Source organism: Erwinia rhapontici, from assembly GCF_012271765.1.
GTDB lineage: Bacteria > Pseudomonadota > Gammaproteobacteria > Enterobacterales > Enterobacteriaceae > Erwinia > Erwinia rhapontici.
Genome location: NZ_VRKO01000016.1, coordinates 425141 through 447265, shown reverse-complemented (window position 1 = coordinate 447265; position 22125 = coordinate 425141). Strand labels below are relative to the sequence as shown.

Here is a 22125-nt window from a genome sequence, read left to right as displayed (position 1 = left end):
ATTACTCCGTGTAGCGGAAAATAACAACAGTATGAGAGGGAGCCATTTTACTTATGACGCATTCAGCAACAGTGTCGCCCCACGTCCTGAGCGAAGCAGTGCAGCTGCTGATTGCCGTCATTGGCAGAATCTGTGCAGACTCATTGATATTGACTTGCCAGTAGTAGCGCCATTCATTTGAATAGAGTGATTCAGTACAGTTAGAAAGACACGTGAACTGCGATTTTTGATACCGGGTGATCGTTGCTGATGGATAGCCAAGCGATGCGAGAAGAGATAAGTAAAATTTTTCGCTCAAGCCTCCAATAAGATTTAGCTTCGCATCAAGGCGCTGGCGGCGCTGTTGCAGCGTTTGCACCCCGGCAGGGGCGCAGCTATCGGGAAGTCCGGTAATGGTTTCATATCTGTCGATGAGTTCGGTCACTGATCGGGGGTCAATTTCCAGCATCAACGCATCGCCACGCTCATGCACCCTGGACAATGAAGGAGCCAGCCCCATTAAAAGGGGGTCCATCTCATCCCATGCAGGCCCACGGGGTAGCAGAACGCCGAGCATCTGCTCGTATTGTTCTGTCAGATCCATAAGAACTCCCCGGCGATTGCCAGCTCTCCCTTAGCAATAGTCACATCATCAATCGGGCTAAGGAGAGTATGACTGTATTCTCCAGTAGCAATGCTGATTGCTTCACTCACCCGGGATGGCTTGATAACCCCTTCAGGAATTCCGTCCCGTAAAAGCATTGACCGTAATTCAGCGATGACGGCATAGCGAACAGCTTCAGTATCGGGCGAAAGCCGAATTCGGAAATCAACCTCGCGAGATGCTGGCGCAAATACGTAAACATCGGAACCGGCAACAGGTGCAAGGGGTTCGATATGTGACTGAGCCGCCTCGACTGTTGCGGCGTCAGGTATGGGATTAATAAGGTCACTGTTGGCGACCATGACACCCACGGTTCCCAGCCCTGACCAGTGCCGGTATACCCATGCACGTGTAATTCCGGCTACTTCTTTTGCCCAGACCTTATAATCATCATCAGCCCCGCCCTGCGGCGTCCACTGCCAGCGCTCAATAATACGGGAGCGCCATAGTTCGATATCCTCAATATCCGCCCCCCCCTGAATCGTGTCCGCCTGGGCCGTCGAGGAGATACCTTCGATGGGGCTTACAAGTCTCATCGTTGTCCCGTCATCAGCATTGCCTGCTGACCCGGTGGCATTGCAGGTAACAGGTACACGCAGAACACCACCAGCAGACGAAACATCAGCGGTTGAGGTATAGGAAACAAGGTCATCACGTTGGATTAATACGCCAGCAGCAACATGTATGCCATCTTTAACCCCTTCCCAGCGTACATAACCTGTAGCGGCTACAGCGGCTTTGCGTGGCGCTGTCTTCATATTCCCGTGTCGTGTCAGCCAATCCTCATCAGCCAGGTCAGGCAACAGATTGCGCGCCAGATAATCGATATATCCGTAGACGGTATGAACCGCAGCAGCCTGAACACGGGCGTAAACTTCCGCATCAGAACGCCTCAGTTCGGCCAGTGTCGTGTCTGCTGCAATTCTTGTGAAAATGTCGCTGCGGATTGTCGTGATCAGTTGCGGGAGTGTGGGACGGGAATAACCGCTTTCAGCCATTAAGTTCACTCCAGAGGTCATCAAAAGATATTGTTTGTTGAGTGCCGTCCATGCGACTGATAGTCACGGAGGCGATGAGCGTATCAATACCTGTACGTTCAGCTGTTACATCCACGCGTGAGGCCACGCGGTCATCCACCAGCCACTGGAGGCACTGCTGAAGATACTCGCGTACCTTAAGCTGAGTTTTATTTGTGAGCTTTTGCCGTTTGAGCAAATACAGCCGCGTGCCGATCCTGTCGTTCTGCACAGTGGGAAAGCTGTCTCCCCACCAGCCGTTCGGCTCTTCTGGTGAATCATCAGGTTCTGCTCGTCGCCATGTGCCAATTGAAATAAGCACGGCGCGGGTCAGGGGGTCGAAGGGATAAGAGGCGCTGCACTGCTTCCCGTTCACAGTAATAATCATCATGCCTCCATTTTCTGGGTCGTGGCGTCAGTGGTCCCACCACCGTCACCGTTCTCTTTGTGCGTATGACCGTTGTATTTAACGCGCATATCCGCCATAGAGACGCCTGGCCCATCGCAGTTATCTTTGATATTCCCTGTTGCCTCAATTGGCATTTCAAAGCGGGCTTTAGGGGCGTTCTTAAATGTGATTGGCTTGCCTCCACCATCCACAACAATACCGCTTCGCTTTAACGTCACGGACTGGCCCAGGTCGTCATAGAAAGCTACTTCCCCTTGGTCCAGTCCTTTAATACGATAGCGGCGGTCAGAGACCACCAGCACAACGCCATGAGAGCGGTCACCATCGAAATATGCGGCCACCGCCTCAGCGCCTGGATGAGGGGAAGACGTGAATCCATACGGTTCTAAATGCTCTATGTCACTCTTTGATTCATTACCGGCCATGCTGATCTGTAGCGACTGGCACTTAGTTGCCGAGCTTGCAGTGCGAACCACGGCCCGTGATAGCAGGTTTGAAATGCCTCGCGCAGCGGCCTGAAACGGGTTTGCCATCAGAAATCGTCCTCATCATTTATAGCTTTACGCTTCCGTCTGCCCGGTTTCTCCGGCTCAGGTAAATAGGCATCAGCCGGGCCAACTTTGAGTTCGGTAATTGTGCCGATACCATCCAACTGGTAGGTCACTTCGGCGATTACCATTTCTCTGTTGTTAAAATTGAGAATCGGGTCAAAAACGATAACCTGCATATTTGGCCGCCACAGCGTTCCGTCACCCTGCCGCCAGCCCTGAACTGTGTAAGTCACTTCGTCAGTACGTGCTGCACGCTGACGCATCTCAAACTTGCTGCGGTCACTGCATGTTGCAGACGTGGCATTACCTGTCTGCCTGATCAGCATTGGCCTGTACCGTGCTATGCCGCCGTCGATTGTCTGGCCGCGAATAGCTGTCGTCGTCGCTTCACCGAAGTCATCATCATTCCCCTGCCGCTGCCCTGCGACTTCGTAAGAACTGAAGCGATCACGGATGCTTTTTTCAGAGTCACAACTCAGAATGTTTTCACCGAGAACTAAGGCGGTTGTGGCCTTCTTCGCGCCGATCCCCCCGATAACCAGTTGCCCCTTTTCATCGTCGTAAGCCAGCGCCTGCTGTATTCCCAGCATCTTATTCAGCACATCCATAACCGTTTCTCCCTGATCGGCCTGTACGCCCTGCAACGCGCCGGAAGCACCACCATCATCAACAACGGTAATGCTGAAGGGCTTCGTCAGTTCTGCTGCCACCTGTGCCAATGATCTGCCGCTGTACTGTGCCGGGGCAGCGGAGCAGTCAATAAGGTCTGCTGTCTTACTGCGCCCAACAATTCCCATACTTAGGCTTGTAGAGTCATAACGAACAGGGGTCGCTTCCACCCAGCCGGTGATCACCAGGTCATCACCGATCAACACCTCCACTTTGTCGCCGTTTTTTATTCGAGCTTTCCTGCTCGCATCGTCTTTATCGCCGGGCCATGAACGCGTAATTTCAACGTTAAAATCACGAGCAATACGTTCAATCCCGGCAGAGATACGAACAGAAGTCCAGCCGCCCCATTCACGGCCATTAACGCGAAGAAATACGGTGTTGTTCATCTGACGGGAACCCTTAGCGGTTGGACAGGGACAAAGCCCGGATGCCTGATGCCATTCCTGGCTGTGATATCAGACTCCCGAGCAGCAGAGTCATACCAGTCAGCCGCAAGAACGAGTGCAGGTACAACCTCCAAAGGTGTGCGAACCGTTACGCGTGACACCTGTTCAAGCCGGGTGCTGATGTCGTTATTGAGGTCAGTGCGCACCTGTCTGAGTGCCAGAAATAGTGCATCGTCAGTGACACGTACCATTTCCTGATCGATGGCGGCATTGAAACTTTCACGAACGTCTGCAAGCTCATCCCAAGATGGAACGTTTGCGGTATTAGTCGAAGTGGTTACGCCGGGTGATCCCCCTGCGGAATCTTCGATGATGTCGTTTACAGCCGGATGAGGAACCTTGACTGGCTGCGTGCTATTTTGCTCCGTGACAGTCACGGCGGGGGGTTGCGGCAGGTTGATAACTGTATAAGCCGCCTCACTGAGCGCTACTGTTCTGATCGCCTGCGCAATATGGTTACGTTGCACCGTTGTTGCCTGTGTGGTCTTGCTGTCGGTCTTCCAGGCATATCGTGGTGAGAGCCCCTGGAGCAGCGCTACCGCACTAAAACTCTTTGCAGCAGACATGAGATCAGATGCATCACCATTAAGTTTCAAACCAGCACGCATCATCGTTTGCAGCTTGTTGACGAAGGTCATCCCACTTGACGGGGGCGAAAGCAATACCGACAGATCGCCTTGCAATAAACGAGAAGCTGCTGTGATACCTGAATCAACATACTGATAAACAGCTGTAATGGTATCAACCATATCTGTCGCTTCTTTAATTACGTCACTTTGCATAAAGTCGCTCATGCCATCCAGCCCAAAGGACTCAAATGCAGATGAAATGCAGTCATCGAGCGCAGCGACGGCCCAATTCAGTTTAGAGCCCGTGGCTATCCCGGACGTAGGGAATGATAATTCCCCCGCTTCGACAAAACTGAAGGTTATACGGCACATGCGACCTTCATCGACGGAGTGACTTACCCGGACTGTCTCATCCAGTATCACTTCCATTTCACCGTAGTACGGATGAACTAATGTGCAGGCTCCGGGTTTTTCAATGGCTTCAATGAGTTTGTTGCGCTGGATGAAAAAATCATCGCCTATCACATACGCCTGAACGCTAAACTTACGGGTAGCACGGCCCATATCCTCCGCAAACGGCTTATCTCGCTGAGGATATTCATGAACCTGTACACGACGCCCAAACGTTGCCTCATCCTCACTAACTTTAAACGGGACATCCCGTAAGGAGGCGTCCTGAAGGTAGTCTTTCCACTTGGCGGCCATGCTTTTCTCCGGGCGAAAAAAAACCGCCGAAGCGGTTTATTTTTTATTTGTGACAAACTCATTTATGAACGTTTGCATTACCTTTTCATAATCCGTGTTCATATTATTTTGGGCATCAATTTTAAACATCTGTAAGGATGGCGTTTCTGCCAATTGTTTTGCTTTTCCGTTTACTGCGTAAAGCTTGTAATCGAATGGTGGGTTTTCGTTGTTCTGCACAACTGCAAACAATAAGAAAGGCCCGGGTTTTTCCTCATGAATGAAGCATCCCATAGACCACACCCCATCATTTGCAGGAATACTTTCACATTTAAAGTCAGGGTTTTTATAAACGTTCGCGACTAGCGCTGCCCCAATGTCGCTTTTTGCACTTATGACATACTCAGGGGTGTTGTCTTTTCCCTCTGGGGGTGCGTCACATCCTGATAGCAGGATTAATGAAACTGCGGTGTATAAAGTCCTCTTCAAAATAAATCTCCATTTAATGAATCCTTCTTCATTGTATAGAATTATTTTTGGGGTGAAAATCTATTGTATCCAACATCGTATTGATACCACGGTAACGCGCTTCCAGCTGGAGCAACGCGCATGCCGAGAGGTGCGTTTTCAAAAGAAACTTTCAACTCGCCCTGCTGCGGTTTTTGCGATTGCACCAGTCCCGCAGCTTTATCACCAGGCTGATCCATCCCCAGCAGTTCTTTCAGGCGCGGGATAAACCCATGATAGCCACGGTCTGATTCCTTTTGTTTAATGTTATTCACTATCAATTGCCCGGTACTGATGTTTTGTTTTGCCGCCTCTTCATGAAGCTCACCGATCCTGTTGAACATATCTATCGCAACGCCGATAGTGACGCTTATCAGCCCCATCTTTGCAATATCACGAAGATTGCCAGAGAGCTTTCCGGCTTCCTTGTTTGCGCCGCCAAGCCCCTTGCTCATTGAAACCAGCCATGCACCAGCAGTGAACGCTGCAACAACTTTTAGCACATTCTCCCAGCCGCCTAGCGCTTCAGCTATCCCGTCAATATCTTTCCAGACAGATTTCACTACCGGGCCAACCTGATCCCAGTTGCTGACGATCAACCCACCAGCAATGACCAGTAACGAAACCAGTTTCCCAAGCGTGGTCATCTTCATAATAGAATCGAAGGTTTTAAGTGCTTTCCCAACAACACCCATTGCTGCACCGGTTCCCAGAAGCGTTGTACCAAACTTGAAGGTTGAACGGATCATTTCAGGGTTAGCTTTAGCGAACTGCCGCAAGCGCTCAATCAATGGCTGTATCTTCTGCGTAATTTTCACAATATCAGGCAGGAACATATCGCCTATGCTGATACTCGCGGCGGTAAACTGGTTCTTCATCAGTTGTACGGCGTTGGCCGTTGTCGCCGCACGTGACTCGTATTCCTTTTGCATTGAACCTGCGTACTGCTGGGTCTCCGCGACTTTTTTAAAGTTGGTACGCAGCAGGTCCAGATTCGTAAGCAAAGGTGCTATTGCTCCGAGTGATTCTTTACCAAATATTGATGTGAGCGTTGCCGCTTGCTCGGCGGCAGGTAATTTCGCAAGTGAGTCCAGTACTTTCAACATTGCCGCTTTTGAATCTTTCTGCATATCTGCGGCAAGCTGCTTAGGACTGATGCGAAGAGCCCTGAAGGCTTTCTTCTGTGACGCGGTTGCCGATTTCCCAGATGTCAGGGAAAGCATGAAGTTTTTGATACCCGTTGCTGCAATTTCGGACTCAACACCCATGCCAGCGATGGTTGCGCCCATTGCTGCAATTTCGCCTGATGCCAGTCCTGCAACGCTACCCAGCGGACCTATTCGGGTAACGATATCTGAAATTTTCCCGGCACTTGCCGGGCCGGTATTGCCCAGATAGTTGATCTTGTCAGCGAGCCCGACAACATCGCCCTGGGTCATTTTGAACGCGGTACGCCACTGCGCCATCATCTGCCCGGACTCTTCAGCCGTCTGGTCAAATGCCACGCCCATTTTTACTGCATCTGTAGCGAACTGCTTAAGCTCGTTACGCGCTATACCAGCCTGCCCACCAGCCGCGACGATCTGACCGATACCATCAGCGGTCATCGGTAGCTGAGTGGAAAGCTTCAGGATATCCTCACCCATCTGCTTAAATTGCTGCGGCGTGTCGAAATCCACGACTTTACGCACGTCAGCCATCGTTGATTCAAACTGCATTGCCTGATTAATCGGAATAACAAAGGCAGAGGTAATTGCGGCCCCCATCGCAGCCGCGTTCATCATGATGCCTGATGCTTCCTTCTGGAAGCCTTTCAGGCTCTTACCCATCCCCTTCAATGGACCGGAAAGTTGGTCCACGGCGGTGATGATCGCTTTAAGCTGAAAACTATCGGCCACGGTTCATCTCCTCATTGATGCGTACGGCTTCCGCTTCCATTTCAAGGAAGCGGGAGATGCCGATAGTCTTTAATTCCAGTGGGTTTATTCGCCAGAAGTGGGCGGTGTTGTAGAGCCGCTTTCTGAGGTTTTCAAAGGCTCCGACCCCGTAAAAAAACCGACGATAGCCATTGAGGCCATAAACACGTCCTTCAGCGATAACTGGCTGGCTGATGAGCGTGGAATGCCTGCGAGGATCGGCAGGTACTTCAGTGAGCTCCCGGTGTCCAGTTTCATTTCACCACTGGCGTTATATGAAAATGGGATGCCAATAGCCTCCACTTCGTCATAAGTGGGTTCACGAAGTTCAAGCACGTTAACTTTCTCACCGTGCGCCATGATCGGTTTCGAGAGAACTAATTCTGTCATTGGTAGAATCCTTCTTGACCGTGGAACTCAACATCCACAGTGCCCTCTTCGGCGTTATGATTAAGCTCACCGTGTACCCAGGCGTCTGAGAGTACGTACACCTGCCCGTTCGCAAGCTCGGATGTGATGGTCATCGTATCTGAAGATGTCAGCTTGTCGTACGGGAAACCCTTTGGCACTTTAAACGTACCTTTGGTATACGGTGCGCGGTGAGTCTCTTTGTAGTCTGCGGAGCCATCAAGCCCCATAACGTCATCCTTAAGGTTGGTGTTCATCGGCACTTCAATGCCACCGGTTAGTGACAGCTGCTGACCGTCCACTTTGACGTAACATGTACCACCAATACGGGCCATTATGCTGCCTCCTCGCTGTATTGCAGACGGAACTGATTGATCAACGCGAACACCCGCAACTGATTGACGTAATCAGGCGGGAACAGAACATCCAGACGATTCGGGTTGCTGGCGTTGCGTTCTACGATCAGGTGTTGTTTGAAAAGCTCAAAGTTTTCAACGATACCCGCACGCTCCATGCGGCGGTAAATTGCGCACATCTCCCCTTTGATAACAGCCGGGGTAACAATGGCTTGCCCTTCACCGAAGCGAGTACCATCATTCGCCAGCTTGTGACGTGGGTATTTGCTGGTAATGACGCTTTTTAACTGACGGATGACATAAGCGCTGGTATGCAGCGTCTCGCTATCCAGATAGCTGTTATCTGCCACCCCGTACTGATTCTTCTGATACGTGGTGATATCGCGCTGAATGCGCAGCACGCCACTTTCTGCATAGGCTGTAGCGATACCGTGGGACAGTAGTGATTGTTGCTCTGTGAGCGTGAAGCGGGAACCTGCCAGTGCCGGAAGTGCGCCAGTCAGCTCCCCGGTCTGTGTTGGCCGCGCCGGATCGTTACGGATAAACACCGCATTACGCGCGGTTCGCAGCGCAGCCAGTTCGTCACCCGCCGTCTGGTTATCCACTTCATAACCAGCCACAGTGATGTGCTGGTTATTCTGCGTATCCCCGAAGGCCACCAGGTCAGAAAGCGACCCTTTTTTCGCCGTATAGACATGGCCGTAAAGCTGACGCGCATAGCTCCAGCGGCCGGAGCCGTCATTCATTTCCAGCTTGAGCGCTTCGAGTGAAGCCGCATCGCTGAAAGGGGAACCGATGAAATCAAAAGGCTCGTCGCCCATTGCTGCAATCGACAGGTCTAAATTCGGTGCTCCCGTACCGCCAGCCATTGCCGTGATCGCAACGTTGATACCCTCTGGCGTGTTCTCTCCACCAACAGTGCCGTGGTAATTCAACATCAGCGGGATATCGTTGCCCGTTAAGCCTTTGTGCCGGGCTTTCAGTGTAATAACGCCCGTTTCCACCGTAGCTGTTACTGGCAGGTCAGGATTTGCGGTGATGGCAGCAGCCAGGGTTGTCGCAACAACGGCGGCATTATCGCTTGTCGATACCTGGGCCTGAACCAGGACAATGCCGACATAAAGACTGAGTGTGCCTGCTGCCTGCGCAGTTCCGCTAAGTGTCAGCGTTCCGGTAGCGGCCGCGCCTGTAGTTTCGTTGACTGCAATCACCCACAGCTCACCGAAAGGATCAACTTTACGATACTGTGCAACCATTCGCGCCAGTTGGCTTCCGCGCCCTGCCAGTTTTCCGGCCAGTGACGCTGACGGCATGATAGTGAGTTTGTTCTTTACGATTTCACTGTCGGTATTCGCGCAACCAATCAGCAAAGCGGGACCGCTATCCTGCGTTGTATTGGCCTCGCTGTTATCCATCTCTGCCCAGAATAGCGGCACACGGATATCAGAAGGGATGGAGGGGAAATTCATTACTCACCGCCTTTTTTATTTGCAGCGACAACCGCCTTTTCAGCAGAAGATGCGCTTACTTCGGTAACATCCCCTGCCGCCAGGCGACGGAGCCAGTAACTATTTTTGTCGACATTTCGCCCTTCTTTAGGCAAAAGGTCGCCACGGGCGGGATCGGGAACCGACCGCCCTTCTACGGGTTTGATTTGCATGATTTACTCGCTGGGGTTGATTTCTGTTTGGTGTTCTATGATGCCGTCTGGCCCGTTGCCGGGGTCGATATAGTCGATGTTGAGACCTATCTCACGGAAGTCATCAAGACTGTCTAGCTCTTCCTGTTGCCGTGTATCTTCGACATTAATTTCCCTGTCGCAGGTGAAGTCAAACTGGTAATAAAGGCGACCGCGATCCATATCCAGCAACTGCCCGCCAGCGTAAACGATGATGTCGCTATCTTCGTCTGGTCGCATACCGAGCAGGCCTTTCCATAATTCGGCGCGGACTGTATCAACCACGTCATAACTTGCGGCCTGGCCGCGTTCATCGCGGGTGTTATCCAGCACGACGACAACAGAGAAACCCTCTTTTATCACCTGCCAGTAATCGGTCTGGGTTTTTTGCTCTCCTGCGATATCTTCAACAGGAATAACGTAAGCAGCGGGTAACAACATTTTCCCAGTTTCAGGCAGGTTTTTGAATTCTGCTGCTCCGCTGACATTGTTAGCAAAAAAAGGGCATCGCCCCCGAATTGCGCCGATAATCGGTGACAGTTTCATTTACTTTTCTTCCTCTGTGGTCGAAGGGACTTTCTCAACTCACGACTAAGGATGTAACGCGTCCACGACTTCCTGTTTTCCAGCACCTGCGTCATGAAGTTATTACGCGGAGCAACTTTCCAGCCAGAGCCGCCAGACTTGCCTTTATGATGGCTTTTTTTCCTTTTCGCTCCCCGGCGAACACCGTAGAAGAGGAAAGCCGGATAGAAGTCCCCCTCAATGAGCCGGTTACCCTCCCCGCGCTTCTGGTTTGGCGCTATTCTGACCATCAAGCCAGGGCGGCGACTGGACGCACGCGGAACGTAATAACCAATCGATCGGGCCAGCTTACCGGTCCGGTATCCCGGATTTTCACCGGGATTTGACCGCGCACGGTTCATCACGAGTCGTCTGGCGTCTCGCATGTGTACCTGGCCGATTTTAATGAACGCTTTACGCATCCGTGCGCGGTTGAAAACGAGCTCGTCAGGTTGCTTGAACTCGACGTGAAGCAGTGGTTTAGCCATATGAAGGACCTCCCCGCTGCACCGCCCCCAGCTCTTCGCACTCCATCAACAAAAAGCGCCGTGCGGAGTTGAGATCGCGGGAGCGCTTAATCCTGTAAACCTGCCCGCTTATAACAATCTCAAAATCAGACGTTATACCTGGGCGATAGCGGATCGTGATGTAGTGAGTAATGATGTCATCTGACTGTACTGATGACTGATACGTCCCCGCTCCAACCTGCCGGACTTTCGCCCACACTTTTCTGACGTTGTGGTATTCAGGTTCAACACCAAAATCCGATGTTGGCACATCGAGGCGTTGACGTAATTCCACTCGCTTATCCAGTTCACCAGGATCGGGGAAACTGAATGTCGCGCTGGTCTGGGATAGTCGTTCTCTCATAGCGGGATAAACCTGTAAGGCCTGACAATCCACTCATATGCCATCGGCGTTGCTGTCTGTTCAAAATCAGAAACAGATGACCGGTGCTCATAAAAGTGAGAAACCAGCATCAGCATGGCGAGACGAAGATCAGCAGTTGCAACCATACCCACATCATCCCCATCTGGCCTTTCGGACTCACTGGCGTAAATTGGCCTATTCAGCAAAGTTGCGGTTCTTGATTCCGCAGCCATGCCGATAGCCTCAAGCAATGAATCCTCATTGGTGTCATCTTCCTCCAGCCTGAGTTGCTGCTTTATTGAGGCTATTGTCAGAATCATGATTCCACCCATTAAAAACGCGCCGAGGCGCGTTATTTTTTGACTTTTTTAACTTCCGTTTCAGTGACAACAACAGGGTCAGTGACTACAACAGGGTCAGTAACGACTGGAGAGTCAGTGACTACAATTGTTCCCAGTGGTGGCTGAGTGTCGCTGGATTCTGAATCTTCCAAAAAACCCAGCTCCAGGGCAATGGCTACGGCACGAGGCGGCAGGATTCCTACCTGATACTCACCTGCCGAAATGGTTTCTACAGCGCAGCCATCTGGTGACCACTTAAGTTCTTTAAGTAATTTGATCATGAGTGACCTCAAAGGATGGGGCCGAAGCCCCGGATGTTAAGCAGCCGTGCCGATTTGAAGCAATTTAATTGCCTGGGAATCAGCCAGCATTCCGCCAGTGCGTTTGGTGGTGTAGAAGCCAACGTATGGCTTATTGGTATACGGGTCACGCAGAATGCGAGTACCGATGCGATCAACGATGGTGTAGCCGCGTTTGAAGTTACCGAATGCAATAGCTTTTGCATCTGCCACAATGTCAGGCATCTGCTCATTCTCTGCTACACCATAACCGGCCAGAGTTGAAGGCTGACCCAGTTCAAGACCAGGACGCCACAGGTAATTACCCTCCCCATCTTTAAGGATGCGTACCTGGAACAGGCTGTTGTTGTTCATCATGAACTTAGCGCCACTGCGGTGAACTTTACGCAACGTGTAAACGAGCTTAATGATGGCATCAGCCGTCACGCCACCAGCGGCACCTGAAAGGAGGTGCTGCAACGTGCCAAATGCGCGGGTTTTGTCATCAGCCAGGCTGGAGGCATAAGCCAGAAACCCTTTTGGCTTTTTGGTGCCATTACCGCTGGTGAAGGCAACTTCTTCCTTTTCAGCAAACTCAATTGCCAGTTCGCTATTGATCCAGTCTTCAACATTGAAGAATACATCATCTAACATGGTCTGCGTGGCCTGCGGATTGCCGTAGATTTCCCCCATAAAAGGTTCAATCTGACCGAGCTTTGAGGCGTCTGTTGCAGGACGGGCATCAGTTTCACCAACCCACCCAGAATTAGTGCCGCCGAGGTTTACCAATTTCTTATAATTCGCCCCGCCCACGGTAATGGTGGTAGCCTCTTGGCGCATCACGACTTCATCGTTCAGAAGTTCAATAATGGCGCGATCCAATTCTTCCGGAACTGCATAACCACCGTCTTCATCCACGCCCACTTGCAACGCTTTGCGTTCCAGGTCGCGTAGGCCGTCATCTTTGCCCTTGCGCATGAAATCCATGAAAGCAGCTTTATGCTCACCTGCCTCTTTGCTGACTGTGCCACCACCTGGGCGTTTAATGGATTTAAGTTCAGCTTCAAGATCGGACTTAAGTTGGTCCAGCTCAGTTAGCTTGCCGTTAAGGGTTTCAACTTCCCCGGCGAGTTTGCCTTTTTCCTGCTCTACAGCTTCAAGGCGTTTGTCGTTTTTTTCGCGGAACTCATCAAAGCTTTTCTGCAAATTTTTCGCGACGTCTTCAACATCTTTAATGTCTACAGCCATTTTCGTACTCCAGATTAAAATTTAAGGGACTTAAGTGCATGTAAGGCAACGCCCAGATCGGCAGCATCACGCTGAGAAAGGGCGCTATATCCCGAGGCCATAAACGCTTTAGCCTGGGTGCGGGAAAGTCCAACGTCGCGCAGGACTCGTTCAATATTCTTTGGAGCGGGTGTATCTCCACGGGCGAAAGCGGATTTAACATCGCTGACGCGGGCTTCATCGTTGGACGGGAAAGTAACCGGGCTAACCTCCCATAGCTCTATGGTCTTGAGGATAAAAGCATCTTTATCCCGGTCGTATTCCCAGTCTTTTAATACGTAGCCAATAGAAAGGCCGGTTAAAGAACCGGCCTTCATATGTGCATGTGCGCGCTTTGCTAACGGGTCGTCATCTATCAACAATCGCCCTTTTACGAAAAGGCCCACCTCGTCCTCTTTCATTTCGGTATAAACACCTATGGGCTCGGCCATTTGGTGCTGCCAGAGCATCGCAGGCATTCCGCCTTTTGATTTCCATGCAGCCAACGATGTTGCGAAGGCACCCGGCAAAATAATGTCGTCATGACTATCCTTCACGCCAAATACCGAGCCATAGCCTTCAAACTCACCGGAGTCACTGACTGACTTCAGTTTCAGCGGTACATCCAGGCGTTGTTTAGTCAGTATGCTCATCGATATTTTCCTGTTTATGTTTGCTGCCGTCTGAAGGCTTGGTTGTCATATTTAACGGAGTGAGGTAAATATCTCCTCCAGGTCTAGGGTTTCGGTCCTCAAGCTCAAGGCAGTCATTCGGAGAAAACATTCCCCAGTTAATTCCTGTGGCATACGATTCAAAGCGGGACTTCATATCTCCACGCAGTAATGCACCGGCATTAAATTTTGCGTAATAGGTCCCCTGCTTATTTTCCCTCACAAGCCCGATATTAATTCGCTGTTCTATCCTAGTCAGATAAGGAACCAGTGAATAATTTATGAAACCAATACCCAGACTTTCGATGTTACTGAATGTCGCGCGGTCAGTGTTCTGCACAAGGTGCATTGGCACGCGAAACAGTCGGCAAATCTCCTCAAGCTGGAATTTTCTTGTTTCAAGAAACTGGCTATCTTCAGCGCTCAACGCCATAGACTTCCAGTCGAGCCCCATCTCAAGGATCATCGGTTTGTGCGCGTTACCCAGCCCAGTGTGCCTTTCTTCAAAATCGGCTTTGAGGCGATTGAATGCCGTGTCGCTGAGTGTCTGATCTGTCCGAAGAACGCCGGAAGTTACAGCACCATTACCGAAAAGGCGTGCGCCGTGCTCTTCTGTTGCAAGACCAAGAGAAATCGCCTCTCTCGCATAGGCTATCGGATTAAGCCCTACCAGTCCGTCAAGGGTCAGAATGCGGACATGCCAGATATCGTCTTGCCCCAGAACATCCGTAGAACCATCTGGGAACGTCACCCGGTATACGGGCTTCCACTGGCTGTTTAGGGATGGCGACACGCATCCGGGATCAAGCGGCAACAGTTCTACAACCTCGCCCAGCGCCTTGACTTTATAGGCGTAAAAGTTGCCGCGCAGGCAAAGGCAAACAGTGACCAGCTCCCAAAACTCCTGAGGAGTCATATAGTCATTAGGCTTCAGTGAGAGGAGCTTATACAGGCGCTCTCCTGTTGCTTTCTCTTTGCCTTTCCCTGTTGATTTATAAAGGCTGCACGGAAGCATTCCTATGGATTCCGACAATACCCTGATACAACCGAATACAGCAGTAAGGCGCATTGCTCTCTGGCTATTCACACGCTTGCCAGTGTAGGTGTCATAGGTGAGACCTATTTCATGAGCCAGTTCGGCAGCCGTTGTTACTGGTGTATCGTTTTTTCTGAACATTCCGGGGAAAAACATCAGTTACCCCCTGCGACGTTTTTTTTCTGCGTAGATAAAAATCGTGCTGCGAGCCATGACCACAATAGGCACAGCAGACCTCCCGCGATATATCCGGCAGGGTGATAGATCATCCACACACCGGAAGAGAGCAAAATAGCCCCCAGCACCCCGATCAGTGGGGTGATTATCATCATGAGCATAATTGCCTCAGTTAAAGTGAACGGATGCCGTGGGATTCGATATGATTGGATAAGGTTCTGTCTGAGTCGTTAAGCATTGCCCGTCCGATTGCCATGATCAGTGCGACTGCACCATCGATTTTATTTTCATCCCCCTGCTTTGTTGGCCTCACCACATCATCACTACCCGGGATATATTTCCCGATCACGTTCGTCATACACCACTGCATGACCGGGTTTCCATCGTGATGAAAACGACCAGCGGCAAGCGCCGCCTCAATTTCACGCATAGGATCGCTCATATTTGTGTAGTTCTGGATGATGGTGACCGGGCTCAAGCCTTCATCATTGAGCTGATGGGACAGGCTTGTGGCGCCATGTGGATCGATTGGAGAAGAAACCACCTTAACTTTTTCATTCAAAGACACTATCGATTCAAAAATAAGGCGGTTATCAACCTCAGCACCTTCAGTCGGTACTAAACGATTCTGATTAACAAAGTTCTGATAGCGTTCAGCTGTACGTTTTAACTGGGTATCCGTCGAATAAATGGTTTCTTCGGGGGCCCAGAACTTTGCACCTACGCAGTAATAATGTTTTTTCCCATCGATCTCACGCATGAAAACAGGGCAGGCACAGTTAAGGTCAAGCTTCGATGCAAGGTCGATACCCAGATAACACTCTTCACCATAGAACTGCTCCAGGGTGAGAGAGGGATCGGCCGCAGCTTTCCATTTCTCCATGTTGTAGTAAGCGGATTTAGCCGTTACCCAAATATTGAAATGTTTCGTCTTAATCTTGTTCGTCTGACTAGGTGTGGATATAGCCAGCTGCTGCTTTGCCCTCAAAAAATCTGGGTCGATGGAAATACCGATATTTGGATTAGCCTTTGCCAGTGCTTCAGGCTTTGTCCAGTCGTCGTCTTTATCAAGCGTATAAATAACACCAAAGATGTGATCGCTTTCGCCACCACTGCGAACACCATCAAGTATTTCCACTATCTGCGTGCGCTTCTCGTAACACGGAGACTGCATATCAAAACCGGCTGTAGTGATAATCAGCGTCATCGGCTGAGTGCGCGACCCCATCCCTGTCGTCATCGTGGTATAGAGCGCGTCTGTTGCGTGCTCATGATACTCATCAATGATTGCGCAGGATGGTGAGTCACCATCACCCGGGTCCCCAATTACCGGCTCAAAAACAGAGCCATCCGGCCGGGTCATTTTTTTTGCCCACGGCTTTATTGAAAAGTGTTTCCGCAGAGAAGGAAGCTTCTGAACCATCAGCAAAGCGGGTTCAAACACCTTCCATGCCTGTTTTTCGGTTACTGCGCCACAGTAGACTTCTGCACCAAACTCACCATCGGCACAGAACATGTAGTTGCCCACGCCAGCGGCAATCAGTGACTTCCCGTTCTTACGGGGAACCTCAACATAAATCTCATTAAAACGGCGAAGCTTGTTTTTCTTCTTCAGCCAGCCGAAGCCCACGGCAAAAATGAACTGCTGCCAGGGCTCTAATTTAATTTTCTGTTTTCGTCGGGCCCACTCACCTTTCGTGTGCGGCATCAGCCCAATGAATTTACAGGTTCTCTCCGCTTTATCTTTATCAAAGCGGTACGGCCAGGATTTATCTTTCGCTAATTCCAGATCGTTTAAGTGCCGCTGACATGCCGCGATAACATACTGCCCCGCGATAACCTTTCCGCTGACCACATCCCGTGCATACTGATTTGCTGCATTGACGTTCGGGTATGTCGCCATATCTAAAACTCATTAAATTCGTTCTCTTCTTCCTCCTGGCCTCCTCCGCCTGTCATTCTTATTCGGCTGAGAGGATCAAGGCCGAGCAGTGAGCCCAGCCGCGCCAGTTGAGAAACGCAGTCGTTACGAACGGATACCGCGGGATGTTTTTTTAGCCCACCAGTCCCACCGATGTCAGCTAGGCCGAAGTTTTCCAAATCCGTTTCAGCCTGCTTTGTTATCACTTTTTCTGCGGTAATCATCAGATGAAAAGTGTTGCAGTACGCCAGGAGGAGCGGAGCGTCTTCAAGTTCGAATGTGCCACGCGCGATTAATATTTTGCTCTGCGTTTTCCATAAGCGGATCGCTGTATCACTCAGTAATTCTTCAGGAGGGGCGATCCGGGTCAGGCTGCTTTTATTTTTGGCAGGCAGATTCTGTTTTCGGCCCCCACCAGCAGCTCTCATTGCAGTCGCCATTGGTCGCCTCAAATGTTAAAAAACGTCGAAAAAAGATTTCTTATTTCTCACGCGTAAAAATTCGACGGGGCGGGCAGTACGGAGGGCAAGGCGCTCCAGAAATTTGACCCGCCCCTCCCCTCTGATTCGTTAAATTTTTGCACCAAAATAATGCTAATTTCGCATTAATGATAACGATTCTTACTTGCATCTCTCTTTCGCAGTCTTCGCATGGTGATGCGGCCAGCAGAGGGACTGGAGATTTCTCGGGTCATCACCACCGCCGCGTGCCTTGGGTATGATGTGATCGACTGTCTTAGCCTGACGTGCAACACCTTCTTTCAGGCACTCCTGGCAAAGATGATTATCCCGCTGAAGCACGATGACCCGGAGTGCCTCCCAGTCAGTACCATAGCCTCGCTGGTGTCGGTCCTGTCCGGGTTTGTATGCCGCCCATCCTTCCCCTTTGTGCTCATCACAGTAGCCACTGGCGTTGGTCGTAGTCATGCGGCAACCGCGCTTGCGGCAGGCTCTGGGCGTTCTGGCTGGCATATTTACTCCAATAAAAAACCGCCCGGAGGCGGCTTGATTTAATTTTTTAATGCATGCTGTATTGCATTTGCCAAGCTGTTAATTCCGCTAGCTACAGCTTTTAAATCATCATCAACTCTTGATAAACTTGCTGCGTTGCTACTGCCAACAGAAGCTTTAGCGATTTCAAGTGCTGCTTGAACAGCTAAAAGTCTCTGTTTCTTCTCAGCGCCTTCGCTCGGGGTATAATAATTATCTAACATCACAACCTCCTTTTTAAAGTGAGGCTACACCTTAGCGCTAGGATTAACCCCAGTGAAGCTAAATTTATGATTCATCATCAGGCGCACTCGCAAATGCGCCTTGTGATGCTCACTTCGCCGCCTTGTACCATTCCTGCCAGCGGTAAGTGTTCAGGCGCAGCTTAGCAACGCATGCAGCGCTCTCGACGTCCGATTGCACGTCACTATCGCTGTCACTACCTGCCGGGCTGAGCCTGCACGGCTCCAGCATCAAATCCTGGGATATTGTTGGCAGCGTCGATGGCGCGTTGCCGCATGCTGACAGCATCAGGATCAAACTTGCAGACAGTGCGATTCGGGTCTTGAACATATTTCACCACATCACGGGTTATTGTCCGGTAAATAACAGTGGCCTCGGCCTGTGCTGTTGCCGCCTTAGCTTCTGCTGGTTCAAGTGCCTTATTGGCTTTCGTAACCTTCTTAGCGGCATCTGCATTAACCTTCGCTGAATGCGCGTACCAGCCGTTCAGGTAGCGAACCTCTCCATATCCGATGGAGATAGCCACTATTACTGCCAGGGTGATGATGAAAGCTCGCCACGTCATTTATCTAACCCCCAGCACGTTAATTCGGATTCCTGATCCCGTCGCTCGACTTGGCCGTAGCAGCCATTCTCCTGGCCTTTCGTCAGCCGGCAGTCGCGCCCCCGGTCATGCACCCAGCGCTTAATCTCAGCACACGCACCAGGCTTGTCCCCGCCATTGAGCTTTTTGTAAAACGTCGACGTGAAGCACTTTCCGGGGCCGATGTTGTACGGGCAGAAAGATGCAATGCCGGCTTTCTGTGGTTCAGTCAGCGGAACGCGAACGTTAGCCTGAACCCATGCCAGGGCCTTACGGTTCTCGATGGCGTTCACGGAACTGCACTTCTCAGCTGACAGCTTCATGCCGGGTTTAACAGGCTTTCCATCAATGCGGGTGACACCACGGCAGATTGTCCAGATGCCGGAGCCATCTTTATACGCGCTAAGGCTGTTGCCTTCCTTCTCGTCGAGAAGCTGATCCAGAATCAGATTGGCTGACGCGCCACCGAGAACAAGCGCCAGAACAGCAGCACTCAACTTTGTTTTCAGGTTTGCCATTGGTCAATCCTTCGCTTCGTCGAGCACACGGTTGATGCCTTTGATAACCTCGGGTGATCTGTTAACTGAAGGAGTGTCACCACTCCCTTTGAGGTAATCAATCACAGCCTGGGCGCGGATGCGGTCGAGGCGAAGGCGTTCTTTCTCGTTACTGCGTTCCTCCTCAATTGCTTTCCGCTTTAGTTTTTCTGTAACCCGTTTATCCAGGTAGCCGAGCAATGCAATGAGAGCGCCTGCTATCGCTGTCACAACATATACCAGCTCAAGTGTGGACAGGCCCAAGACGCTGGATATAAACGTCACGATGCTGCCCCCGTTCATTGCAAAGTCTGCACGTTGATTCATTCGATACATGCTCCACCTCCGGCATTGCCGTGGTGCCGTGTGTGGGTTGAGTAAAGGGATAAAAAAAAGCCCCGTCGATTGCCGAGGCTGGATATTTATTAGGATAAGTTGTTGTCGTTGTGACCACTCTTATCACGTTACAAGAGAAAATGCGTAACGCATGAATATTATTTTACAGGTTCCTGAATTGTTTTTTTCTGAGTGTAAGAATCCATCTCAAGTGTAATGTCGAGCATCGACAAGCAGCCTTCTACAAAACCTTCTGCCATCTGCATCTGAATGCGGATCATGCCCTCTGATAGTCTGTATTGCCGTGCAATCTGTCGCTTTGATATCCCTTTGATGTAATGATCTTCAAGTAGCGCATGCTCATCTGGTTTTTTTGCCTTTAGCCGTCCTACGCAGGCATCAACAATCATCGCGTCTGAATCTGTACATGTAAGCGCGCTCGGTGATTCCGGCAGTAGTCCTTTAAATCCCGCCGCTATTGGCGAATACCCCATTTCATAACGATGCCGGGACCATGCGCCCCAGCGCTCTAATACCATCTGAATATCACGCATCTTTGTCTCCGCTATTTTTCTTCCCCGTGGCAATAACGCCCAGTGCCAGGGCTCTGTCGAGCGTGCGAATGATCAGCTCTGGCTGTGTGCCGTACTTCGATTCAAACGCACGTGCATCCGCATGAAGCTCATCGTGATGCGCTCTGCATAGCGGCAACACGAATAGGTCATGCGCTTTAGTTCCCATTCCACCCTGGCCGTAACCGATAAGGTGGTGCGGGTCGTCGGCCTGCTTACCGCAACACAGACACGGCTGAGCTTTTACCCATTGGGTGTACTTCTCATTGCTCCAGCGGCGGCGCTTCGGGCGCAGCATGTAGGTTTCCGGCGTCTCAGGGTCGATAGCCATTTCCAGCACCTGCTTTGCCTGCTCTTCCAGAATGCGGACCGCTGAGGGCTCTGGCCTGATTCGCGACTCTTTTAACGTGCCTCTTAATGGCTTTTCATCGGGGAGTTTCAGCACCTGACGCGCCGCGTTCTCTGGCATCAGGTCTGTGACGCTCTTTGTTGCAGCCCACCAGCACAGCTCAGGTAACGTTATTTGATGCGCTTCCGGCAGCATGAACGCAGAACGCGCCTTGTCGATCACCCACAAGGCCGTATTGCGTGCCGCTAAATCCAACATCGGTGGCGAAGGTTCAACTTCCCTCAGTTTGTTATCGCAGTGATAGCAAAGCCGTACAGCACCGTTCCCTGTGCGCAGAGTTGTATGATCCGATGAATGCCAGTCCCCACTCCACTGACAGCCCTTACTCCGCATCAAGTGTTCTTCCAGTACGTTAATGCCACCAGCCGAACTGATAACGCGTTCATGAGTGAAGAACGCCAACATCCCTGGGTGATCCAGTAACGGTTGTTCTGCTTCAGCAAGTTTTCCCGATGGCAGGTTGTGCATGTGATGCGGCTCAGTACTGATAAGCACCCTGCGCGAACGAAACAGCGACATAAGCTCACTGCCAGGGCGTAACAGTACAATCCCCAGATCAGGCTGTATGCAGGGTTTTAGTAACGCTCTCATTAACACCCCGCTGCGCTGTTGGCCGAAACCATTATGCGGATCAGTTCCTGAGACTTTGTGATGTAGAAGTGTGGCTGCGTTTCGCGGGGGCTGTTCGGGCTGGTGATGTTCTTACCAAACAACAGGCCTCTCGATGTCACGGACCAGAATTCTTTTCTGCCGTTACGCGCCCTGCGGGAATTACTGACGCGAGATAACTTCTCTACGATGCCAGCGGTAGCCAGGCGGCTGAATGCCTCAGTGATACTCAGTTGGACGTGGTTCTGTTGAATCAACGCCGTGAGCGATAGTGTCGGTCGGCTGGAGCCATCAACACTGTCTGACGGCGCATCAATCGCGTATGACGGCATCATGTTTGGCAACCCGGCAAACTCCTGGAGCTTTTGATAAGCACCCAGCTTTGATGAATTTGAGAAGTTAAGCGTTCGTGCGGCCGACTCCAGCAGTATCACACCCGCCTGCACCTGGTCAGAACGCTGGATGTTATGTTGCCCGGTCATCACCGCGTCAAACGTTCTGATAACCTTCAGATTGAAGATAGCGCTGATCCACATCGCATACGCGTACACCAGTTCTTTACTGACGTATGTTCCCTGGTTAGGACCGCCGCGAATTGACTCCACACAACCGATGCTCAAATCTGAGCAACGGTCAATTTCCGCACACAGCGTTTTGATGTTGTCCTGACGGAAGAAGTTAGCTGGCTTATGCCGCTCTTCTCCACCAGCTGCTCTGTGCAAATCATTCAGGCAATAACGCCCGGTTGTATCCTGGCGTACAGAAACGCCATCAATTACGAGTAACTGATTCATACTTGTCTCCGCTTGTTGTTGTTACGCCCGCCTGCATGCGGACCGTAACTAAGTGACTGTATAAATATACAATCC

General features: G+C 51.0%; 30 protein-coding genes. All 30 read right to left on the bottom strand.

What is annotated here, in order from left to right:
* Nucleotide 1: 1 nt before the first annotated feature.
* Entirely contained in the window at nt 2-583 is a 582-nt protein-coding gene (locus FVB43_RS19010; RefSeq protein ID WP_167864547.1) for a YmfQ family protein, read from the bottom strand.
* Entirely contained in the window at nt 574-1641 is a 1068-nt protein-coding gene (locus tag FVB43_RS19005) for a baseplate J/gp47 family protein (protein WP_167864546.1), read from the bottom strand. Before FVB43_RS19005 ends, FVB43_RS19010 begins: the two co-directional genes overlap by 10 nt.
* On the bottom strand, nt 1634-2047 hold the full coding sequence (locus tag FVB43_RS19000) for a phage GP46 family protein (protein ID WP_167864761.1): 414 nt from the start codon (nt 2045-2047) through the stop codon (nt 1634-1636). The genes FVB43_RS19005 and FVB43_RS19000 overlap by 8 nt, the downstream gene beginning before the upstream one ends.
* On the bottom strand, nt 2047-2601 hold the full coding sequence (locus tag FVB43_RS18995) for a phage baseplate assembly protein V (protein ID WP_167864545.1): 555 nt from the start codon (nt 2599-2601) through the stop codon (nt 2047-2049). The genes FVB43_RS19000 and FVB43_RS18995 overlap by 1 nt, the downstream gene beginning before the upstream one ends.
* Nucleotides 2601-3677 (bottom strand): phage baseplate assembly protein, encoded by a 1077-nt coding sequence (locus FVB43_RS18990; RefSeq protein WP_167864544.1) that lies wholly within the window; start codon nt 3675-3677, stop codon nt 2601-2603. Before FVB43_RS18990 ends, FVB43_RS18995 begins: the two co-directional genes overlap by 1 nt.
* Nucleotides 3674-5011 carry a DNA circularization protein gene (locus FVB43_RS18985; protein WP_167864543.1) on the bottom strand — a complete coding sequence of 446 codons (1338 nt, stop codon included), beginning with the start codon at nt 5009-5011 and terminating at the stop codon, nt 3674-3676. Before FVB43_RS18985 ends, FVB43_RS18990 begins: the two co-directional genes overlap by 4 nt.
* A gap of 36 nt (nt 5012-5047) precedes the next feature.
* Nucleotides 5048-5479 (bottom strand): hypothetical protein, encoded by a 432-nt coding sequence (locus tag FVB43_RS18980; RefSeq protein WP_167864542.1) that lies wholly within the window; start codon nt 5477-5479, stop codon nt 5048-5050.
* Between the two features lie 41 nt (nt 5480-5520).
* Entirely contained in the window at nt 5521-7395 is a 1875-nt protein-coding gene (locus FVB43_RS18975; protein WP_167864541.1) for a phage tail tape measure protein, read from the bottom strand.
* Between the two features lie 84 nt (nt 7396-7479).
* A complete protein-coding gene (locus FVB43_RS18970; protein ID WP_167864540.1) occupies nt 7480-7803 on the bottom strand; it encodes a phage tail assembly protein in 324 nt (107 codons plus the stop codon).
* Complete coding sequence (locus FVB43_RS18965; RefSeq protein ID WP_167864539.1) at nt 7800-8156, bottom strand: phage tail tube protein; 357 nt, start codon at nt 8154-8156, stop codon at nt 7800-7802. Before FVB43_RS18965 ends, FVB43_RS18970 begins: the two co-directional genes overlap by 4 nt.
* Complete coding sequence (locus tag FVB43_RS18960) at nt 8156-9646, bottom strand: phage tail sheath subtilisin-like domain-containing protein (RefSeq protein WP_167864538.1); 1491 nt, start codon at nt 9644-9646, stop codon at nt 8156-8158. The genes FVB43_RS18965 and FVB43_RS18960 overlap by 1 nt, the downstream gene beginning before the upstream one ends.
* Nucleotides 9646-9837: a DUF2635 domain-containing protein gene (locus tag FVB43_RS18955; protein WP_167864537.1), complete on the bottom strand. Its 192-nt coding sequence runs from the start codon at nt 9835-9837 to the stop codon at nt 9646-9648. The genes FVB43_RS18960 and FVB43_RS18955 overlap by 1 nt, the downstream gene beginning before the upstream one ends.
* 3 nt (nt 9838-9840) lie before the next feature.
* The gene (locus FVB43_RS18950; protein ID WP_167864536.1) at nt 9841-10401 is read right to left on the bottom strand and encodes a phage tail terminator protein; all 561 of its coding nucleotides are present in this window, start codon (nt 10399-10401) and stop codon (nt 9841-9843) included.
* Nucleotides 10398-10907 carry a hypothetical protein gene (locus tag FVB43_RS18945; protein ID WP_167864535.1) on the bottom strand — a complete coding sequence of 170 codons (510 nt, stop codon included), beginning with the start codon at nt 10905-10907 and terminating at the stop codon, nt 10398-10400. Before FVB43_RS18945 ends, FVB43_RS18950 begins: the two co-directional genes overlap by 4 nt.
* Complete coding sequence (locus FVB43_RS18940) at nt 10900-11289, bottom strand: phage head closure protein (RefSeq protein ID WP_167864534.1); 390 nt, start codon at nt 11287-11289, stop codon at nt 10900-10902. The genes FVB43_RS18945 and FVB43_RS18940 overlap by 8 nt, the downstream gene beginning before the upstream one ends.
* Nucleotides 11286-11609 (bottom strand): head-tail connector protein, encoded by a 324-nt coding sequence (locus tag FVB43_RS18935; protein WP_167864533.1) that lies wholly within the window; start codon nt 11607-11609, stop codon nt 11286-11288. The genes FVB43_RS18940 and FVB43_RS18935 overlap by 4 nt, the downstream gene beginning before the upstream one ends.
* 32 nt (nt 11610-11641) lie before the next feature.
* Complete coding sequence (locus FVB43_RS18930) at nt 11642-11911, bottom strand: hypothetical protein (protein ID WP_167864532.1); 270 nt, start codon at nt 11909-11911, stop codon at nt 11642-11644.
* A gap of 36 nt (nt 11912-11947) precedes the next feature.
* A complete protein-coding gene (locus FVB43_RS18925) occupies nt 11948-13156 on the bottom strand; it encodes a phage major capsid protein (RefSeq protein ID WP_167864531.1) in 1209 nt (402 codons plus the stop codon).
* A gap of 14 nt (nt 13157-13170) precedes the next feature.
* Nucleotides 13171-13821 carry an HK97 family phage prohead protease gene (locus FVB43_RS18920; RefSeq protein ID WP_197931314.1) on the bottom strand — a complete coding sequence of 217 codons (651 nt, stop codon included), beginning with the start codon at nt 13819-13821 and terminating at the stop codon, nt 13171-13173.
* Nucleotides 13811-15037, bottom strand: a complete 1227-nt coding sequence (locus FVB43_RS18915) for a phage portal protein (protein ID WP_167864529.1) — start codon at nt 15035-15037, stop codon at nt 13811-13813. Before FVB43_RS18915 ends, FVB43_RS18920 begins: the two co-directional genes overlap by 11 nt.
* A 193-nt stretch (nt 15038-15230) precedes the next feature.
* The gene (locus tag FVB43_RS18910) at nt 15231-16961 is read right to left on the bottom strand and encodes a terminase large subunit (RefSeq protein ID WP_167864528.1); all 1731 of its coding nucleotides are present in this window, start codon (nt 16959-16961) and stop codon (nt 15231-15233) included.
* 2 nt (nt 16962-16963) lie between these two features.
* Nucleotides 16964-17419, bottom strand: coding sequence for a P27 family phage terminase small subunit (locus FVB43_RS18905; protein WP_167864527.1), 456 nt, complete (start codon nt 17417-17419; stop codon nt 16964-16966).
* 180 nt (nt 17420-17599) lie between these two features.
* A complete protein-coding gene (locus tag FVB43_RS18900; RefSeq protein WP_167864526.1) occupies nt 17600-17950 on the bottom strand; it encodes an HNH endonuclease in 351 nt (116 codons plus the stop codon).
* A 38-nt stretch (nt 17951-17988) separates the two neighbouring features.
* On the bottom strand, nt 17989-18192 hold the full coding sequence (locus FVB43_RS18895; protein ID WP_167864525.1) for a hypothetical protein: 204 nt from the start codon (nt 18190-18192) through the stop codon (nt 17989-17991).
* 215 nt (nt 18193-18407) lie between these two features.
* Nucleotides 18408-18776 (bottom strand): hypothetical protein, encoded by a 369-nt coding sequence (locus tag FVB43_RS18890; RefSeq protein WP_167864524.1) that lies wholly within the window; start codon nt 18774-18776, stop codon nt 18408-18410.
* Nucleotides 18773-19312 carry a lysozyme gene (locus FVB43_RS18885; RefSeq protein WP_167864523.1) on the bottom strand — a complete coding sequence of 180 codons (540 nt, stop codon included), beginning with the start codon at nt 19310-19312 and terminating at the stop codon, nt 18773-18775. Before FVB43_RS18885 ends, FVB43_RS18890 begins: the two co-directional genes overlap by 4 nt.
* Nucleotides 19313-19315: 3 nt before the next feature.
* On the bottom strand, nt 19316-19657 hold the full coding sequence (locus FVB43_RS18880) for a hypothetical protein (RefSeq protein WP_133844958.1): 342 nt from the start codon (nt 19655-19657) through the stop codon (nt 19316-19318).
* 167 nt (nt 19658-19824) lie between these two features.
* Nucleotides 19825-20220 carry an antiterminator Q family protein gene (locus tag FVB43_RS18875; RefSeq protein ID WP_167864522.1) on the bottom strand — a complete coding sequence of 132 codons (396 nt, stop codon included), beginning with the start codon at nt 20218-20220 and terminating at the stop codon, nt 19825-19827.
* The gene (locus FVB43_RS18870) at nt 20213-21238 is read right to left on the bottom strand and encodes a DUF968 domain-containing protein (RefSeq protein ID WP_167864521.1); all 1026 of its coding nucleotides are present in this window, start codon (nt 21236-21238) and stop codon (nt 20213-20215) included. Before FVB43_RS18870 ends, FVB43_RS18875 begins: the two co-directional genes overlap by 8 nt.
* On the bottom strand, nt 21238-22050 hold the full coding sequence (locus tag FVB43_RS18865) for a KilA-N domain-containing protein (protein WP_167864520.1): 813 nt from the start codon (nt 22048-22050) through the stop codon (nt 21238-21240). Before FVB43_RS18865 ends, FVB43_RS18870 begins: the two co-directional genes overlap by 1 nt.
* Between the last annotated feature and the right edge of the window lie 75 nt (nt 22051-22125).

What these genes read in the sequence shown, in the direction of transcription:
- FVB43_RS18910 (WP_167864528.1), bottom strand. Translation starts at nt 16,961, where the DNA reads ATGGCGACATACCCGAACGTCAATGCAGCAAATCAGTATGCACGGGAT.
- FVB43_RS18880 (WP_133844958.1), bottom strand. Translation starts at nt 19,657, where the DNA reads ATGAATCAACGTGCAGACTTTGCAATGAACGGGGGCAGCATCGTGACG.
- FVB43_RS18940 (WP_167864534.1), bottom strand. Translation starts at nt 11,289, where the DNA reads ATGAGAGAACGACTATCCCAGACCAGCGCGACATTCAGTTTCCCCGAT.
- FVB43_RS18905 (WP_167864527.1), bottom strand. Translation starts at nt 17,419, where the DNA reads ATGGCGACTGCAATGAGAGCTGCTGGTGGGGGCCGAAAACAGAATCTG.
- FVB43_RS18935 (WP_167864533.1), bottom strand. Translation starts at nt 11,609, where the DNA reads ATGATTCTGACAATAGCCTCAATAAAGCAGCAACTCAGGCTGGAGGAA.
- FVB43_RS18990 (WP_167864544.1), bottom strand. Translation starts at nt 3,677, where the DNA reads ATGAACAACACCGTATTTCTTCGCGTTAATGGCCGTGAATGGGGCGGC.
- FVB43_RS18960 (WP_167864538.1), bottom strand. Translation starts at nt 9,646, where the DNA reads ATGAATTTCCCCTCCATCCCTTCTGATATCCGTGTGCCGCTATTCTGG.
- FVB43_RS18885 (WP_167864523.1), bottom strand. Translation starts at nt 19,312, where the DNA reads ATGGCAAACCTGAAAACAAAGTTGAGTGCTGCTGTTCTGGCGCTTGTT.
- FVB43_RS18945 (WP_167864535.1), bottom strand. Translation starts at nt 10,907, where the DNA reads ATGGCTAAACCACTGCTTCACGTCGAGTTCAAGCAACCTGACGAGCTC.
- FVB43_RS18870 (WP_167864521.1), bottom strand. Translation starts at nt 21,238, where the DNA reads ATGAGAGCGTTACTAAAACCCTGCATACAGCCTGATCTGGGGATTGTA.
- FVB43_RS18985 (WP_167864543.1), bottom strand. Translation starts at nt 5,011, where the DNA reads ATGGCCGCCAAGTGGAAAGACTACCTTCAGGACGCCTCCTTACGGGAT.
- FVB43_RS18895 (WP_167864525.1), bottom strand. Translation starts at nt 18,192, where the DNA reads ATGTTAGATAATTATTATACCCCGAGCGAAGGCGCTGAGAAGAAACAG.
- FVB43_RS18950 (WP_167864536.1), bottom strand. Translation starts at nt 10,401, where the DNA reads ATGAAACTGTCACCGATTATCGGCGCAATTCGGGGGCGATGCCCTTTT.
- FVB43_RS18890 (WP_167864524.1), bottom strand. Translation starts at nt 18,776, where the DNA reads ATGACGTGGCGAGCTTTCATCATCACCCTGGCAGTAATAGTGGCTATC.
- FVB43_RS18970 (WP_167864540.1), bottom strand. Translation starts at nt 7,803, where the DNA reads ATGACAGAATTAGTTCTCTCGAAACCGATCATGGCGCACGGTGAGAAA.
- FVB43_RS18875 (WP_167864522.1), bottom strand. Translation starts at nt 20,220, where the DNA reads ATGCGTGATATTCAGATGGTATTAGAGCGCTGGGGCGCATGGTCCCGG.
- FVB43_RS19005 (WP_167864546.1), bottom strand. Translation starts at nt 1,641, where the DNA reads ATGGCTGAAAGCGGTTATTCCCGTCCCACACTCCCGCAACTGATCACG.
- FVB43_RS18955 (WP_167864537.1), bottom strand. Translation starts at nt 9,837, where the DNA reads ATGCAAATCAAACCCGTAGAAGGGCGGTCGGTTCCCGATCCCGCCCGT.
- FVB43_RS18900 (WP_167864526.1), bottom strand. Translation starts at nt 17,950, where the DNA reads ATGCCAGCCAGAACGCCCAGAGCCTGCCGCAAGCGCGGTTGCCGCATG.
- FVB43_RS18915 (WP_167864529.1), bottom strand. Translation starts at nt 15,037, where the DNA reads ATGTTTTTCCCCGGAATGTTCAGAAAAAACGATACACCAGTAACAACG.
- FVB43_RS18965 (WP_167864539.1), bottom strand. Translation starts at nt 8,156, where the DNA reads ATGGCCCGTATTGGTGGTACATGTTACGTCAAAGTGGACGGTCAGCAG.
- FVB43_RS18930 (WP_167864532.1), bottom strand. Translation starts at nt 11,911, where the DNA reads ATGATCAAATTACTTAAAGAACTTAAGTGGTCACCAGATGGCTGCGCT.
- FVB43_RS19000 (WP_167864761.1), bottom strand. Translation starts at nt 2,047, where the DNA reads ATGATTATTACTGTGAACGGGAAGCAGTGCAGCGCCTCTTATCCCTTC.
- FVB43_RS19010 (WP_167864547.1), bottom strand. Translation starts at nt 583, where the DNA reads ATGGATCTGACAGAACAATACGAGCAGATGCTCGGCGTTCTGCTACCC.
- FVB43_RS18865 (WP_167864520.1), bottom strand. Translation starts at nt 22,050, where the DNA reads ATGAATCAGTTACTCGTAATTGATGGCGTTTCTGTACGCCAGGATACA.
- FVB43_RS18925 (WP_167864531.1), bottom strand. Translation starts at nt 13,156, where the DNA reads ATGGCTGTAGACATTAAAGATGTTGAAGACGTCGCGAAAAATTTGCAG.
- FVB43_RS18995 (WP_167864545.1), bottom strand. Translation starts at nt 2,601, where the DNA reads ATGGCAAACCCGTTTCAGGCCGCTGCGCGAGGCATTTCAAACCTGCTA.